The sequence below is a fragment of the Microbacterium sp. BR1 genome, assembly GCF_002812725.1.
Lineage (GTDB): Bacteria > Actinomycetota > Actinomycetes > Actinomycetales > Microbacteriaceae > Microbacterium.
In genome coordinates, this window is sequence record NZ_NMUN01000004.1 from 837548 (window position 1) to 852160 (window position 14613).

At 68.0% G+C, this 14613-nt stretch carries 13 protein-coding genes; 5 read left to right on the top strand and 8 right to left on the bottom strand.

Translation table 11 applies throughout. The features are described from left to right. Positions 1-2: 2 nt before the first annotated feature. The 7 genes from CGU35_RS08200 to sufB are packed head-to-tail and all read right to left on the bottom strand — an operon-like array spanning position 3 to position 6759. Positions 3-1415 (bottom strand): MFS transporter, encoded by a 1413-nt coding sequence (locus CGU35_RS08200; protein ID WP_100811008.1) that lies wholly within the window; start codon positions 1413-1415, stop codon positions 3-5. After that, a complete protein-coding gene (locus CGU35_RS08205) occupies positions 1412-2572 on the bottom strand; it encodes a MalY/PatB family protein (RefSeq protein ID WP_100811009.1) in 1161 nt (386 codons plus the stop codon). The genes CGU35_RS08200 and CGU35_RS08205 overlap by 4 nt, the downstream gene beginning before the upstream one ends. Before the next feature lie 57 nt (positions 2573-2629). Next, positions 2630-2959 carry a metal-sulfur cluster assembly factor gene (locus tag CGU35_RS08210; protein WP_036295934.1) on the bottom strand — a complete coding sequence of 110 codons (330 nt, stop codon included), beginning with the start codon at positions 2957-2959 and terminating at the stop codon, positions 2630-2632. 9 nt (positions 2960-2968) lie between these two features. After that, positions 2969-3751: a Fe-S cluster assembly ATPase SufC gene (sufC, locus tag CGU35_RS08215; RefSeq protein ID WP_100811010.1), complete on the bottom strand. Its 783-nt coding sequence runs from the start codon at positions 3749-3751 to the stop codon at positions 2969-2971. 29 nt (positions 3752-3780) lie between these two features. Next, positions 3781-4107, bottom strand: a complete 327-nt coding sequence (locus CGU35_RS08220) for a non-heme iron oxygenase ferredoxin subunit (protein ID WP_100811011.1) — start codon at positions 4105-4107, stop codon at positions 3781-3783. Further along, the gene (gene sufD, locus CGU35_RS08225) at positions 4104-5306 is read right to left on the bottom strand and encodes a Fe-S cluster assembly protein SufD (RefSeq protein ID WP_100811012.1); all 1203 of its coding nucleotides are present in this window, start codon (positions 5304-5306) and stop codon (positions 4104-4106) included. Before sufD ends, CGU35_RS08220 begins: the two co-directional genes overlap by 4 nt. 34 nt (positions 5307-5340) lie before the next feature. Next, the gene (sufB, locus tag CGU35_RS08230) at positions 5341-6759 is read right to left on the bottom strand and encodes a Fe-S cluster assembly protein SufB (protein ID WP_100811013.1); all 1419 of its coding nucleotides are present in this window, start codon (positions 6757-6759) and stop codon (positions 5341-5343) included. A 294-nt stretch (positions 6760-7053) separates the two neighbouring features. Here sufB and CGU35_RS08235 point away from each other — a divergent pair, with 294 nt between their 5' ends. Together CGU35_RS08235 and CGU35_RS08240 are read left to right on the top strand one after the other, a co-directional pair. Continuing rightward, positions 7054-7974: a COX15/CtaA family protein gene (locus CGU35_RS08235; protein ID WP_100811014.1), complete on the top strand. Its 921-nt coding sequence runs from the start codon at positions 7054-7056 to the stop codon at positions 7972-7974. Between the two features lie 130 nt (positions 7975-8104). Then, complete coding sequence (locus CGU35_RS08240) at positions 8105-8536, top strand: dinucleotide-utilizing enzyme (RefSeq protein ID WP_100811015.1); 432 nt, start codon at positions 8105-8107, stop codon at positions 8534-8536. A gap of 72 nt (positions 8537-8608) precedes the next feature. Here the strand turns inward: CGU35_RS08240 and CGU35_RS08245 are convergent, their stop codons facing one another. Next, positions 8609-9544: a heme o synthase gene (locus CGU35_RS08245; protein ID WP_100811016.1), complete on the bottom strand. Its 936-nt coding sequence runs from the start codon at positions 9542-9544 to the stop codon at positions 8609-8611. A gap of 240 nt (positions 9545-9784) precedes the next feature. Between CGU35_RS08245 and tkt the strand changes: the two genes are divergently transcribed. Genes tkt through CGU35_RS08260 form a run of 3 tightly spaced genes read left to right on the top strand, consistent with a single transcriptional unit; the run spans position 9785 to position 14612 of the window. Beyond that, positions 9785-11881, top strand: a complete 2097-nt coding sequence (gene tkt, locus CGU35_RS08250; RefSeq protein WP_100811369.1) for a transketolase — start codon at positions 9785-9787, stop codon at positions 11879-11881. Continuing rightward, positions 11878-12996, top strand: a complete 1119-nt coding sequence (gene tal / locus CGU35_RS08255; RefSeq protein WP_100811017.1) for a transaldolase — start codon at positions 11878-11880, stop codon at positions 12994-12996. Before tkt ends, tal begins: the two co-directional genes overlap by 4 nt. Beyond that, positions 12993-14612 carry a glucose-6-phosphate isomerase gene (locus CGU35_RS08260; protein WP_100811018.1) on the top strand — a complete coding sequence of 540 codons (1620 nt, stop codon included), beginning with the start codon at positions 12993-12995 and terminating at the stop codon, positions 14610-14612. The genes tal and CGU35_RS08260 overlap by 4 nt, the downstream gene beginning before the upstream one ends. The last annotated feature ends 1 nt before the right edge of the window (position 14613 follow it).

Here is a 14613-nt window from a genome sequence, read left to right on the forward strand (position 1 = left end):
CGTTACCGGACGGGAGAGCCGACGGGGAGCGAGTCCTCGCCGGTTGTATCACGCGCGTCGAGACGCAACCCGGGAACCAGCGCGAACACCGCGATCCCCGCCGCCAACGCGAAGACCGCGGGAAACTCCCATCCCGTGCCCGACAGTCCGGTGAACACGAGTCCCATCACGGCGATGGTGACGGCAGCGCCCGTCGAATCCGATATCGACAGCGCCGACGAATTGAAGCCCTGGTTCCCCGGACTCGAGTAAGCCAGCGTGAGCACTGTGAGCCGCGAATAGACCAGACCGACCCCCGCACCCGATAACGTCCATCCGGCGATCAAGATGGCGGGGTGCGCGAACGTCACGGCGCAGACCGCAGCGGTGACCGTCGCGACCGTCAGCAGCGCGCTACCGATGAGCACGATTCGGCGATTTCCGATGCGATCACCGAAGCGCCCCTGGATATCGGCGCTGATAGCCCATGCGAGAGCGGCCGTCGTGAGCCCGAGCCCTGCCCACGTGGGCGAGAACCCGTAGCGGTCGATCATCAGATACGGCACATAGATCTCGGCGCCGAAGAGCGCCCCGGCGATCAGGCCGCGGAGCAGAATCACGCTGGGCAGGCCGCGTCCCGCACGAAGCGTCCGGGGCGGCAGAAGCGGACGTGCCGCGAAACCGATCGCCACGGCGGCGGCGATGGCGACGAACGGACTCGCGACCCCGAACCCGCCCGACATACCGAGCAGCAGCACTGATGCCGCAACCAGCAGCGCAAGACCGAGCCGCCGCAGGAAGCCGATGCGTGTCGGCTGCAGCGTTCGCAGATCCAGCGCATGCAGACGGAGGGCGACGGCCGTGAAGGCGAGGACCGTCAAGATCGCGACACCGAAGAAGACCCAGCGCCAGTGCAGGTGCTCGGTCACGGCGCCGGCCAACAGCGGCCCGACCAGCGAGGGCACGACCCATGCTGCCGCGAACGCGGCGAACACCCGGCCGTGAATGGCAGGCGGGTAGATGCGGGCGACCACGACATAGAGCGCGACCGTCTGTCCCCCGGTTCCGAGTCCCTGCAGCAGACGCCCGACCACGAGCGTCTGCATGTTCGGCGCCACGCCCGCCACGATCAGGCCGATCAGAAACAGAGCGATAGAGGCGTAGAGGGCGGGTTTGGGCCCCGAACGATCCGACCACGCCCCGGTCACGACCATCCCGATCACCCCGGTCGCGAGAGTCCCCGCGAACGCCAAGGCGTACAGCGAGTCGCCGGACAGGTCGTCACTGATGATCGGCATGACCGTCGTCATCGCGAGCGACTGGGTCGCCGCGAGGAAGATGAGCGCAACGGCGCCGAGGGTGACCCAGACGAGACGGGGATGCCAGATCGAAGTCGGCTCTGCAGCGACCGGCGGGGTGGGGACCGCGCCGCTCACCTCTCGATCAGAGCTCCGATCCTCTGGAGGGCCTCGGTGAGCACCGCGGGTGAGCAGCCGATGTTGATGCGCACGCGCCCTGCACCCTCCGCGCCGAACGCCCGTCCATAATGCAGGGCGACCTTCGCGTCACGCAGGATCTTCACACCGGGATTCTCGCCCCACCCGAGCTCTGACAGGTCGACCCAGGCCAGATATCCGGCGGCCGGCATGTCATAGCGCGCGCCGGGCACGTACTCCCCCAGCAGCGCGGCGAGCAAGCGCCGGTTCTGGTCGATCGCCGCGAGCAGGCTATCCAACCAGGCATCGCTCTCGGGCTGGAATGCCGCCACGCCCGCGAGTGCCCCGAATAGACCCGTACGCCACTCGACCTCCTCCGGGAGTCCCCGAACGACGTCGAATCGCCGCGGATCGGTGGCAATCATGAGTGCGCATTTCAGCCCGGCGAGGTTGAACGCCTTGCTCGCGCTCGTCACCGCATAACCGACGCGGGCGGCGGCATCGGATGCGTCCAGGAACGGCGTGAAACCGATGCCCGGCTGGGTGAGCGGGGCGTGGATCTCATCGCTCACGACGATGGCTCCGGCCGCCTCGGCGATCTCGGCGAGGCGCGCGAGCGCTTCCCTCGAGTGGACTGTGCCAGTCGGGTTGTGCGGATTGCAGAGCAACACGGCCCGCGCCCCGTCGCGTAGTGCCGCCTCGATCCCGGCCAGGTCCAGCTCGAACCCCCCGTCGCGCTGCAGCAGCGGAACACGCTCGACCTCGCCACCGGCCTCGGGAATCGCCTCATAGAAAGGCGGGTACACCGGCGGTGTTACGATGACCCGGTCACCGGGCGAGATCGAGCGGCGCAGGATCTCGACGACACCCATGATCACGTCACCGGTCGAGCGAATAGCGTCGGGCGATACATCCCATCCGAATCTACGTGCGGCAAAGGCGGCGTACGCCTCGCGGATCCCCGAAGCCGGTGACGTGTACCCCGTGTCGCCCAGCTCCACCGCCCGCGAAAGCACCGCGGTGATTGCGGGAGCGAGCGCATAGTCCGTCTCGGCGACGAACATCGGCAGAACGTCGGCCGGGTAGCGGCGCCACTTGACGCTCGAACGCTCGCGCAACCGATCGAGGGGAAGCGCTTCGAGGGGCACGACGGTCACCCTGAGAGCCTACCGACCGCGGCGCGGCGCGCCGTCAGGCGGCCGAGCGAGGTACGGCTAGATCGAGAACCCGAGGGCGCGCATCATGTCGCGTCCGTCGTCGGTGATCTTCTCGGGACCCCAGGGCGGCATCCACACCCAGTTGATCCGGAAGCGCTCGACCACATCGTCCAGGGCCTGCGCCGTCTGCTCTTCGAGCACATCGGTCAGCGGGCATCCGGCGCTCGTGAGCGTCATGTGGATCACCAGGGCGTCGTTCTCGTCGTCCCAGCCGAGGTCGTAGATCAGGCCGAGGTCGACCACATTGATCCCGAGTTCGGGATCCATGACGTCCTTGAGCGCCTCGGAGACCTCGTCGTACTTCTCGGGAGCGAGCGTCGCGGTCATGGATATATCCTAAGCGCCCGCGGGTGCGGCGGGCTCGGAAGCGGTGTCCAGGAACCGGTCATAACCCTCGTTCTCGAGGCGGTCCGCGAGCTCGGGACCCCCCTCTTCGACGATGCGACCGGCGACCATCACGTGCACGAAGTCCGGCGCGATGTAGCGGAGGATGCGCGTGTAGTGCGTGATCAGCAGGACGCCGAGATCAGTCTCGGCCTTGGCGCGGTTGACACCCTCCGACACGATCTTGAGCGCGTCGACGTCGAGGCCCGAGTCGGTCTCGTCGAGCACCGCGATGCGGGGCTTCAGGAGCTCGAGCTGCAGGATCTCGTGACGCTTCTTCTCGCCGCCCGAGAAGCCCTCGTTGACGTTGCGCTCGGCGAACTTCGGGTCCATGCGCAGGTTCTTCATCGAGACGCGGATGTCCTTGACCCAGTTGCGGATCGAGGGCGCCTCGCCGTCGATCGCGGTCTTGGCGGTGCGCAGGAAGTTGCTGACGGTGACCCCGGGGATCTCGACCGGGTACTGCATCGCGAGGAACAGCCCCGCCCGCGCCCGCTCGTCAACGGACATCGCGAGGACGTCCTCGCCATCGAGCGTGATCGAACCCGAGGTGACGGTGTACTTCGGATGTCCGGCGATCGTGTACGCCAGGGTCGATTTTCCTGAGCCGTTGGGGCCCATGATCGCGTGGGTCTCGCCCGTGCGGATGGTGAGGGTGACGCCGTTCAGGATGGGCGTGACGCCGGCATCCGTTTCGACGGTGACGTGCAGGTCGCGAACTTCGAGGACAGACATGTGAAGGGGTTCCTAACGGACTCGGCCGGTCAGACGGCCACGGTGGAAGCGGGATCGATGAGAACGTCGTCACCGTCGATCTGGACGACGAAGACGGGTACCGGCTCGTATGCCGGAAGGTTGAGGGGACGGCCGGTGCGCAGCGAGAACGCCGAGCCGTGGGCCCAGCACTCGAGCGTCTCACCCTCGACGAAACCGTCCGACAGCGAGATGTCTCCGTGTGTGCAGACATCGCCGATCGCGTGGACTTCGCCATTACCGTCGAGGACGACGGCGATCGCGACGCCGTCGAGTTCGACGCGCTTGGCCGTGTCCTGTTCGAGCTCACTCAGGGCGCAGGCGCGCTGCAGTGTCACGCGACGCCCTCGGCGAGCTCCGCCTCGATCGCGGCGGTGAGCTCTTCTTCCAGGGCCGGGACACCGAGTTTCTGGACGATCTCGGCGAGGAAGCCGATGACCACGAGGCGCCGCGCCTCGTCCTCGCTGATGCCGCGGGCCTGCAGGTAGAAGAGCTGCTCGTCGTCGAAACGTCCGGTGGCGCTCGCGTGCCCGGCGCCCTGGATGTCTCCGGTCTCGATCTCGAGGTTCGGGATCGAGTCGGCGCGCGCGCCCTCGGTCAGCACCAGGTTGCGGTTGGCCTCGTAGGAATCGGTGCCCGTGGCATCCGGCCCGATCAGCACGTCGCCGATCCAGACGGAACGAGCGCCGACGCCCTGGAGCGCGCCCTTGTAGAGCACGTCAGCGCGCGTCTGCGGTCCGCGATGGTGGACGTACACCTGGCTCTCGAGATGCTGGCCGGCGTCGGCGAACGACAGACCGTAGACCTCGCCCTCGGAGCCTGCGCCCGCGAGGTCGACCGACGGGTTGACGCGCACGACGCCTCCGCCGAAGCTGACGACCGAATGCCGCAGGCTTCCGTCGCGCTCGACGCGCGCCTGGTGAGCCGCGGCGTGCACGGCATCGTCGTCCCAGCGGTGCACCGACACGACGTTCAACCGGGCGCCCTGGCGCACGATGATCTCGACGTTCTGAGCGAACGCCGCGGAGCCCTCGTGGCGCAGGATGACGGTCGCGCTGGAGTTCTCGCGCGCCTCGATCACCACGTGCGCGTGTGCACGCAGGCCCGCACCGGCGCCGATGAACTCCACGACGACGGGCTCGGCGAGCTCGTCGTTCGCGGGCACCGCGAGGTAGAGGGCCTCGGCGGTACGCGACCAGGCGATGGCGCTCGGCAGGTCTTCGGGTTCGAAGACCTCGCCGCGGGGCGACTGGCCGACCTTCAGCCCGGCGGCGGCGAGCGGACCCGTAACGGTGATGCCCACGGCGCCCTCGTCACCGGCGACGTCGTCGAAGAGCGCGGCGAGGCGCGCGACGGGCGTCTGTTTCCAGTTCACCTCGCGGCCCGTGGGCCGCGAGAAGTCGGCGGGCACGAACGAACGGGGGCGCGCGGAGCGCGTCTGGACGGGGATGGTGCGCGCAGTCGTCTGCCCCCATCCTCCGTCGGTGTGGGGCACGTTTCCGGGCACCTGGCGGGGGGTGGTCGTTGTCGTCGTCACGCTCCGACTCGTCCTTTCGTCGTCGGTCGAAGAATCATCCGACGCTTCCTTCCATGCCCATCTCGATGAGCTTGTTCAGCTCGAGGGCGTACTCCATGGGCAGTTCGCGGGCGATCGGCTCGATGAATCCGCGCACGATCATGGCCATCGCCTCGTCCTCGGCCATGCCACGGGACTGCAGGTAGAACAGCTGCTCCTCGCTGACCTTCGAGACGGTCGCCTCGTGGCCCAGCTGCACGTCGTCGACGCGGATGTCGATGGCCGGGTACGTGTCGCTGCGCGAGATCGTATCGATCAGCAGGGCATCGCACCGGACCGTGTTGGCCGAGTGATGCGCATTCGCGTCGACGCGAACCTCACCGCGGTATCCCGCGCGTCCGCCGCCACGAGCGATCGACTTCGACACGATCGAGGACTGCGTGTAGGGGGCCATGTGGATCATCTTGGCGCCGGCGTCCTGGTGCTGACCCGGACCGGCGAAAGCGACCGACAGCGTCTCGCCCTTCGCGTGCTCGCCCATCAGATAGACAGCCGGGTACTTCATCGTCACCTTGGAGCCGATGTTGCCGTCGATCCACTCCATCGTCGCCCCCTCGTGCGCGACCGCACGCTTGGTGACGAGGTTGTAGACGTTGTTCGACCAGTTCTGGATCGTCGTGTAGCGAACGCGGGCGTTCTTCTTCACGATGATCTCGACGACGGCGGAGTGCAGCGAATCGCTCTTGTAGATCGGAGCCGTGCAGCCCTCGATGTAGTGGATGTAGCTGCCCTCGTCCGCGATGATCAGGGTCCGTTCGAACTGGCCCATGTTCTCGGTGTTGATGCGGAAGTACGCCTGCAGTGGGATCTCGACGTGCACGCCCTTCGGGACGTAGACGAATGAGCCACCCGACCACACCGCGGTGTTGAGCGCCGCGAACTTGTTGTCGCCGGACGGGATGACCGTCCCGAAGTACTCCTCGAAGATCTCGGGGTGCTCACGGAGCGCGGTGTCGGTGTCCATGAAGATGACACCCTGCGCCTCGAGGTCCTCACGGATCTGGTGGTACACGACCTCGGACTCGTACTGCGCCGCGACACCCGAGACGAGGCGCTGGCGCTCGGCCTCGGGGATTCCCAGGCGCTCGTACGTGTTGCGGATGTCTTCCGGGAGGTCTTCCCAGGACTGCGCCTGCTTCTCGGTCGAGCGCACGAAGTACTTGATGTTGTCGAAGTCGATCTCACTGAGGTCGGCGCCGAACGTCGGCATGGGCTTGCGGCCGAAGAGCTCGAGCGCCTTCAGACGGCGCTGCAGCATCCATTCGGGTTCGGCCTTGAGCGCCGAGATGTCACGCACCGTCGCTTCGCTGAGGCCGCGCTTGGCGGCGGCCCCCGCAGCGTCGGGATCGTGCCAGCCGAATTCGTAGACTCCGAGCCCCGCCAGTTCGGGGCGATCGATCAGGACGTCAGACATGGTCACACTCTCCTCTTGGCCGCAACGGTTTCATCCGCCCCGGCGATCCATTCGTTCTCTGTGTGCGAGAACGGGGTCCGCCGTTTCCGGGCCAGGCTCAGGGGCACACGGTTCGCGCGCCTAAACTGTTGGCAGCGCGTCGAGTGCTTTCGCACGCGCACCGCAACCCCTCGATTCTACAGGGTCGACCCGACCGGCGGGCCGACCACCGCCCGCGCCCGACCCGACGCGGCATGCCCCCAGGAGGCGATCCGCTTGTCGCAGGAACCCGGTCGCGCGCAGAAAATCTGGCGGATGCTCCCCGACACCGTCGATCGGCGCGTCATCGTCGCCGCCTGGGCCACGTTCGTCGTGCAGGTCGCGATCGTCGGTACCGGCGGTCTGGTTCGGCTGACCGCCTCGGGGCTGGGCTGCCCCACCTGGCCGCGCTGCACGCCCGAGTCGTTCGTGAACACTCCCGAGATGGGTATCCACGGGATCATCGAGTTCGGCAACCGCCTGTTGACGTTCGTGCTCGTGGCGGTCGCGATCGTGACATTCTTGTTCGTCGTTCGGATGCGTCGCGCCCGGCCCGACCTGTTCTGGCTCGCGCTGATCATCGGTCTGTACGTGCCGATCCAGGCTGTCATCGGCGGCATCACGGTGCTGACCAACCTCAACCCCTACGTCGTGGGCCTCCACTATTTCGCGTCGGTCGTGCTGGTCGCCTTCGCGACCGTGTTCGTCGTCCGCGTGTATTCGACGCCCGGCCGACGCATACCCGTCGTGCCTCGTGGGCTCGCGATGCTCGCCCACCTGACCTCGGTGGTCGTGCTCGTCACCGTGCTGGTCGGGATCGTGGTCACCGGCGCCGGACCGCACGCCGGAGACGCGGGTGCCGCGCGCAACGGACTCGACCCGGAGCTCATGCAGCACCTGCACTCTTGGCCGGCATACGCGACCCTCGCGCTCACCCTGCTCCTGCTGGTGGGCAGCTGGCGACTTCCGCTGCGGCGCTGGGTTCTGATGTTGCTGGCCGTCGAAGCTGTACAGATCGCCGTCGGCCTGTGGCAGGCGCGAACGGGCCTTCCGGTCGCGCTCGTGAACATCCACATGGTGCTGGCGGTGCTGCTGGTGGCGGCGATGACCGCGGTCATCATGCACCTGAAGGTATCGGGCGGGGCGGGTATCGCAGCCGACGAGGCCGCGCCCGCGACATCCGTATCCGCGCGATAGAGCCGCACGCCCGTCGCAGACCCGGTCGCACGCACAGCGAACACATAGGCTTCGGATAGGTCCCGCACGACCGAGCCCGGAATAGTCTCTCCCGCGGCTCGTTACGCCGCGCCTCGAACAAGGAGAACCTATGACCGCCCGTCCCCGCCTCGTCCGCAGCATTCCCTACTGGGCCCTCATCGTCGGCTCCGTAGCAGCCGGCGGTGTCGGTCTGTGGCTCACCCTCGACAAGCTCGGCGTCATGACCTCCTCGATCCTCGATGGCAGCGCAACCGGCGTCGAGGTCTACGCGGGTCAGTCGTGGGCCGTTCTCGGATCCGTCCTGATCGGAGCCGGCCTGATCGGCCTCGCGTTCGCGCTGACGCTCGCCGTCGCCGCATCACTGGTCAAGCGTGATGAGCCTCTCGTCATCGTCGCCGACACGCTCGACGACGGTGTCGACGAGGTCGAGCCCGGCCCGAACGGAACCGTCGTGGTCGACGGTGTGACCGCCGACGAGGCTGCCGTGCAGGCCGACCCGGCCGCCGTGCCCGGCGAACAGGTCGCCCCGCCCAAGAACTGAGCGCGGGCGCGCCGCACGTCCGATCGCCGGGAAGCTGAGGATTTCAGCGGCCCGGCGATCGGCGTTCTGCGGCTAGAACGGAAGCAGCGGGTCGACCGCGATCGCGACGAACAGCAGCGTCAGGTACGTGATGGACGCGTGGAACACACGCATCGGCGCGGGCTCGGTGCCGCGTACGGCACGGTTGTAGAGCCGGTGCGATTCGTAGATGAACCACCCGCCGAACACGAGCGCGGATGCCGTGTAGACGATCCCCATGTTCGCAACGGGGATGAGCAGCAGCGAGCACGCAACCGTCGCCCAGGCGTACAGGATGACCTGGAGGCCGACCTGAGCCCCGCTGCGGGTGGCACCGAGCATCGGCACATCCACGTTGTCGTACTGGGCCTTGTACTTCATGGACAGAGGCCAGTAGTGCGGCGGCGTCCAGAGGAAGACGAGCGCGAACAGGATGAGCGCGGTCCAGCTCAGCGAACCGGTGACGGCCGACCAGCCGATCACGACCGGGAAGCACCCGGCGATCCCACCCCAGATGATGTTCTGTTCGGTGCGACGCTTGAGGATCATCGTGTAGATCACGACGTAGAAGAAGATGGCCGTCGCCGACAGGATCGCGGCCAGGGCGTTGGTCGTCGCCCAGAGCCAGAGGGTCGAGAACACCGCGAGCGACCAGGCGAAGACGAGAGCGCCGCGCGGCGAGACCTCGCCCGTCACGAGCGGCCGGTTCTCGGTGCGCTGCATGTGAGCGTCGATGTCGCGATCCAGGTACATGTTGAACGCCGCGGCGGACCCGGCGCTCAGCGAACCGCCGATCACCGTGGCGAGGACGAGCCACAGGTTGGGGAGCCCGTTCTGAGCCAGGATCATGACCGGAACGGTCGTGACGAGCAGCAGTTCGAGGACGCGGGGCTTCGTCAGAGCGACGTAGGCACGCAGCGCGCGACCGAAGGATCGCGGAGCCGCGGGGGCGTCGGATGCCCGGATGTCAGGCGTCGTCGTGATGTCCATCGCTCCCCGCTCGGCGCTCGCAAATACGCCTCGAGTCTATGGCATCGGCGCGGCGTCCCTCCCCGAGCAGCGGCACGGCAACACCGCGCCTCGCACGACCCGCCGCGCGGGGATGCCCCTTCGCTATGCTGGAACCACATGACATGCGCCCTCGCGCCCTCCCCCGTGAACACCCCCGAAAACGATTCGGCGTGTGCTCGAGAGGCGGCTGAGGCGCTCCCCAAGACGAAGGGCGGTCCGGTGTCGGAACTGCGTTGGGACGAGATCGACAAGCAGGCCGTGGACACCGTCCGCGTGCTCGCGGCAGATGCGGTCGAGAAGGTGGGCAACGGCCATCCGGGAACCGCGATGAGCCTCGCCCCCGCGGCGTATCTCCTCTACCAGCGCGTGATGCGACACGACCCGGCCGACCCGCACTGGCTCGGGCGCGACCGTTTCATCCTCTCCGTGGGGCACTCGTCGCTCACGCAGTACATCCAGCTCTACCTGGGCGGCTTCGGCCTCGAACTCGAAGACCTCGAGGCCCTGCGCACCTGGGGCTCGAAGACCCCGGGACACCCCGAGTTCGGCCACACGGATGGCGTCGAGATCACGACCGGCCCGCTTGGCCAGGGCCTGGCCTCGGCCGTCGGGTTCGCGTACGCGGCCCGGTACGAGCGCGGGCTGTTCGATCCCGAGACCGCGGCCGGAGCCTCACCCTTCGACCACTTCGTGTACGTCATCGCCGGTGATGGCGATCTGCAGGAGGGCGTCACGAGCGAGGCATCCTCGCTCGCCGGCCACCAGGAGCTCGGCAACCTCATCGCGATCTACGACTCGAACCAGATCTCGATCGAGGACGACACGAACGTCGCCTTCACCGAGGATGTCGCGAAGCGCTACGAGGCCTACGGCTGGCAGGTGCTGACGGTCGACTGGAAGAAGACCGGCCAGTACGTCGAAGACGTCGCCGAGCTGTACGCGGCGATCGAGGCGGCGAAGGGCGAGACGAGCAAGCCCTCGCTCATCATCCTCAAGACGATCATCGGCTGGCCGTCGCCCGGCAAGCAGAACAGCGGCAAGATCCACGGCTCGGCGCTCGGCGCCGACGAACTGGCCGCCACGAAGAAGGTGCTCGGATTCGACCCAGAGAAGAACTTCGTGGTCGACGACGCTGTCATCGCCCACACCCGCGGACTCCGTGACAGAGGGGCCGCAGCGCACGCCGAATGGCAGACCGCGTTCGATGCCTGGTCCGCCGCGAACCCCGACCGCAAGGCGCTGCTCGACCGTCTTCAGGCGCGCGAACTGCCCGCCGACATCGCGGACGCGCTGCCCGCTTTCGAGGCCGGCAAAGAGGTCTCGACGCGCGCCGCATCGGGTCTCGTGATCAACGCCCTCGCCGAGAAGCTTCCCGAGCTCTGGGGCGGCTCGGCCGACCTGGCCGAGTCGAACCTCACCACCATCAAGAACGCGAAGTCCTTCATCCCCGCCGAATGGTCCACTCACGAGTGGACCGGATCCCCGTACGGCCGCGTGCTGCACTTCGGCATCCGCGAGCACGCGATGGGCGCGATCATCAACGGCATCGTGCTGCACGGCCCGACGCGCCCGTTCGGCGGCACGTTCCTGATCTTCAGCGACTACATGCGCCCGCCGGTGCGTCTCGCCGCCCTGATGAACGTTCCCTCGCTGTTCGTCTGGACGCACGACTCCGTCGCGCTCGGCGAAGACGGCCCGACCCACCAACCGATCGAGCAGATCGCGACGCTGCGGGCGATCCCCAACTTCGCGCTCGTACGCCCGTCCGACGCCAACGAGACGGCCGTCGTCTGGCTCGAGTTGCTGCGCCGTCACGCCGGCCCCGCCGGTATCGCTCTGACACGTCAGAACATCCCGGTGTTCGAACGCGGTGCGGGCGAAGCATCCGGCGACACGTTCGCGTCGGCCGAACTGGCGACGCGCGGCGCTTACGTCCTGGCCGAGGCGCCCGGCGGTACGCCCGATGTGATCCTGATCGCCACGGGCTCCGAGGTTCAGCTCGCCGTGGCGGCACGACAGACGCTGGCCTCCGAGGGAGTCAACGCACGCGTGGTCTCGGCCCCGTCGCTCGAGTGGTTCGCCGAGCAGGATGCGGAGTACCGCGAGAGCGTCCTACCCGCATCCGTCACCGCGCGCGTGTCGGTCGAGGCCGGCATCGCCCTGCCCTGGCGCGGCATCGTGGGCGACCGCGGCCGCTCCGTCTCGATCGAGCACTTCGGTGCATCGGCCGACTACAAGACCCTGTTCCAGAAGTTCGGCATCACGGCCGAGGCCGTCGTGGAAGCGGCGCGCGAGACCCTCAAGGAGAACGCATGACCACCCCCACCGCAGATCTCTCGGCCGCCGGCGTCAGCATCTGGCTCGACGACCTGTCGCGTCAGCGCATCACGACCGGAAACCTGCAGGAACTGATCGACACGCGGAACGTCGTCGGCGTGACGACGAACCCGACCATCTTCCAGGGCGCCATCTCGGCCGGAATCGGTTACGAAGAGGCGATCGACGCGCAGCGCGCGGCCGGTGCCACCGCAGACGAGGCGATCCTCTCGCTGACCACGACCGACGTACGCGACGCGTGCGATATTTTCCGTCCGATCTTCGACGCCACGAACGGCGTCGACGGCCGTGTCTCGATCGAGGTATCCCCCGACCTCGCGCACGACACCGACGCGACCATCGCGCAGGCCAAGGAGCTGTCGGCGGCGGTCGACCGCCCCAACGCCCTCATCAAGATCCCGGCGACCAAGGCCGGGCTTCCGGCCATCACCGAGGTCATCGGGTCGGGGATCTCGGTCAACGTGACGCTGATCTTCAGCCTCGAGCGCTACGCCGACGTCATCGACGCGTACCTCGCCGGGCTCGAGAAGGCCCGGGCGGCCGGGATCGACCTCGCGTCGATCGAGTCGGTCGCCTCGTTCTTCGTCTCGCGCGTGGACACCGAGGTCGACAAGCGCCTCGGCGCCATCGGCACGGATAAGGCGCTCGCCCTCAAGTCGAAAGCCGGCATCGCCAACGCCCGACTCGCCTTCGAGCTGTACGAGGAGAAGTTCGCGTCCGAGCGCGCGGTGGCCCTGCTCGAAGCGGGCGCGCACGCACAGCGGCCCCTGTGGGCCTCGACGGGTGTCAAGGACCCGGCCCTGCCCGACACGCTCTATGTAACCGAGCTCGTCACCGCGGGCACCGTCAACACGATGCCGGAGAAGACGCTGCAGGCGACCTTCGACCACGGAGTCGTCACCGGCGACACGATCACGACGAACTACTCCGACGCGCATTCGGTCATCGACGCGCTGGCGACCGTGGGCGTCGACATCGACGACGTCACGCAGGTCCTCGAGGACGAGGGCGTCGAGAAGTTCATCGCATCGTGGCACGACCTGCAGGAGACCGTCGCGAAGGCCCTCGCCGGAGCCCCGGAGTCGGCCCGATGAGCTTCGAGATCCACGTCTCGGGTGCGCCGAGAGAGGCCGTCGAACGCGTCGTGCCGACCCTCGTCGCCGACCTCGTCGCCTCCGGGATCACGAGCGGTGACGCGAGCCTGTGGGGTCCGGCCGCCGAGGCCGAGGCATCCAAGCGTCTCGGTTGGGTGCAGGCCGTCACGGTCTCGCGTCCGCTGGTCGCCGAGATCGAGGCGCTCCGCGCTGATCTCCTGGCCCGCGGTGTCGACCGCTTCGTGCTTGCCGGAATGGGCGGCTCGTCGCTCGCACCCGAGGTCATCACGCAGACGTCCGGGGTGCCCCTCGTCATCCTCGACTCCACGGCCCCCGGCCAGGTGCTCGCGGCGCTCGACGGCGATTCCGAGACCGGTGGCCTCGACCGCACCGCGCTGATCGTGTCGTCCAAGTCGGGCTCCACGGTCGAGACGGACTCCGCGCGCCGCACGTTCGAGGCCGCCTTCCGCGACCTCGGCATCGACCCCGCCGAGCGCATCGTCGTCGTGACCGACCCGGGGTCGCCCCTCGATGCCTCGGCTCGCGCCGCGGGCTACCGCGTCTTCAACGCCGACCCCAACGTCGGCGGACGTTATTCGGCCCTCACCGCTTTCGGACTCGTCCCCTCGGGTCTGGCCGGTGTGGACATCGGCGAGCTGCTCGACGAGGCCGACGCGACCCTCCTCGAGGTCGCGATCGACAGCCCCGAGAACCCCGCACTGGTTCTCGCCGCCGCGATCGCCGGCACGAACCCCCGACGCGACAAGATGGGCCTGATCAGCGATGGAACCCACATCGTGGGGCTGCCCGACTGGATCGAGCAGCTCGTCGCCGAGTCGACTGGCAAGCAGGGCACGGGAATCCTGCCCGTCGTCCTCCTGCCCGTCTCGCCCGAACTCGACGAGGACCTGCCCGATCTGCAGATCGTGCGTCTCGTCGACGACGCCCAGCACTTCCACCTGTTCGAGCGGCACCCGGGCGAGGTTCTCGTCAGCGGTTCGCTCGGCGCGCAGTTCATCGTGTGGGAGTACGCGACGGCGATCGCCGGTCGCCTTCTCGGTATCGACCCGTTCGATCAGCCCGACGTCGAGTCGGCCAAGATCGCCACGCGCGCCCTGCTCGAGGCGCGTCCCGAACCCGCTCCGCCGGCGTTCGTGGTGGACGGCGTCGAGGTGCGCGTCAGCGACCCCGAGCTCGCGGCATCCGGCACGATCGCCGGGGTCCTCGACGCGCTGTGGTCGCGGCTGCCCGCGGACGGCTACGTCGCCGTGCAGGCCTACGTCGATCGCCTGTCGATCCCGCAGCTCTCCGGGCTCCGCGAACTCGTCGCCGCCGACTGCGGTCGCCCGACGACATTCGGATGGGGACCGCGCTTCCTGCATTCGACCGGGCAGTTCCACAAGGGTGGCCCCGCGGTCGGCGTCTTCCTGCAGATCACCGAGCGCACGGATGTCGACCTCGAGATCCCGGGACTCCCCTTCACCTTCGGCCAGCTGATCGAAGCGCAGGCATCGGGCGACGCGTCCGTGCTCGCCGACCACAAGCGACCGGTCGTGACGCTCACGCTCACCGACCCGTCGGTCGAAGTCATGGCGCTCTTCGAAGCCGCCCAGTAAC

Excerpts from the sequence above, each read along its gene's own strand:
- CGU35_RS08210 (WP_036295934.1), bottom strand. The coding sequence starts at position 2,959 with ATGACCGCGACGCTCGCTCCCGAGAAGTACGACGAGGTCTCCGAGGCG.
- sufC (WP_100811010.1), bottom strand. The coding sequence starts at position 3,751 with ATGTCTGTCCTCGAAGTTCGCGACCTGCACGTCACCGTCGAAACGGAT.
- sufB (WP_100811013.1), bottom strand. The coding sequence starts at position 6,759 with ATGTCTGACGTCCTGATCGATCGCCCCGAACTGGCGGGGCTCGGAGTC.
- CGU35_RS08235 (WP_100811014.1), top strand. The coding sequence starts at position 7,054 with ATGCTCCCCGACACCGTCGATCGGCGCGTCATCGTCGCCGCCTGGGCC.
- CGU35_RS08240 (WP_100811015.1), top strand. The coding sequence starts at position 8,105 with ATGACCGCCCGTCCCCGCCTCGTCCGCAGCATTCCCTACTGGGCCCTC.
- CGU35_RS08245 (WP_100811016.1), bottom strand. The coding sequence starts at position 9,544 with ATGGACATCACGACGACGCCTGACATCCGGGCATCCGACGCCCCCGCG.
- tal (WP_100811017.1), top strand. The coding sequence starts at position 11,878 with ATGACCACCCCCACCGCAGATCTCTCGGCCGCCGGCGTCAGCATCTGG.
- CGU35_RS08260 (WP_100811018.1), top strand. The coding sequence starts at position 12,993 with ATGAGCTTCGAGATCCACGTCTCGGGTGCGCCGAGAGAGGCCGTCGAA.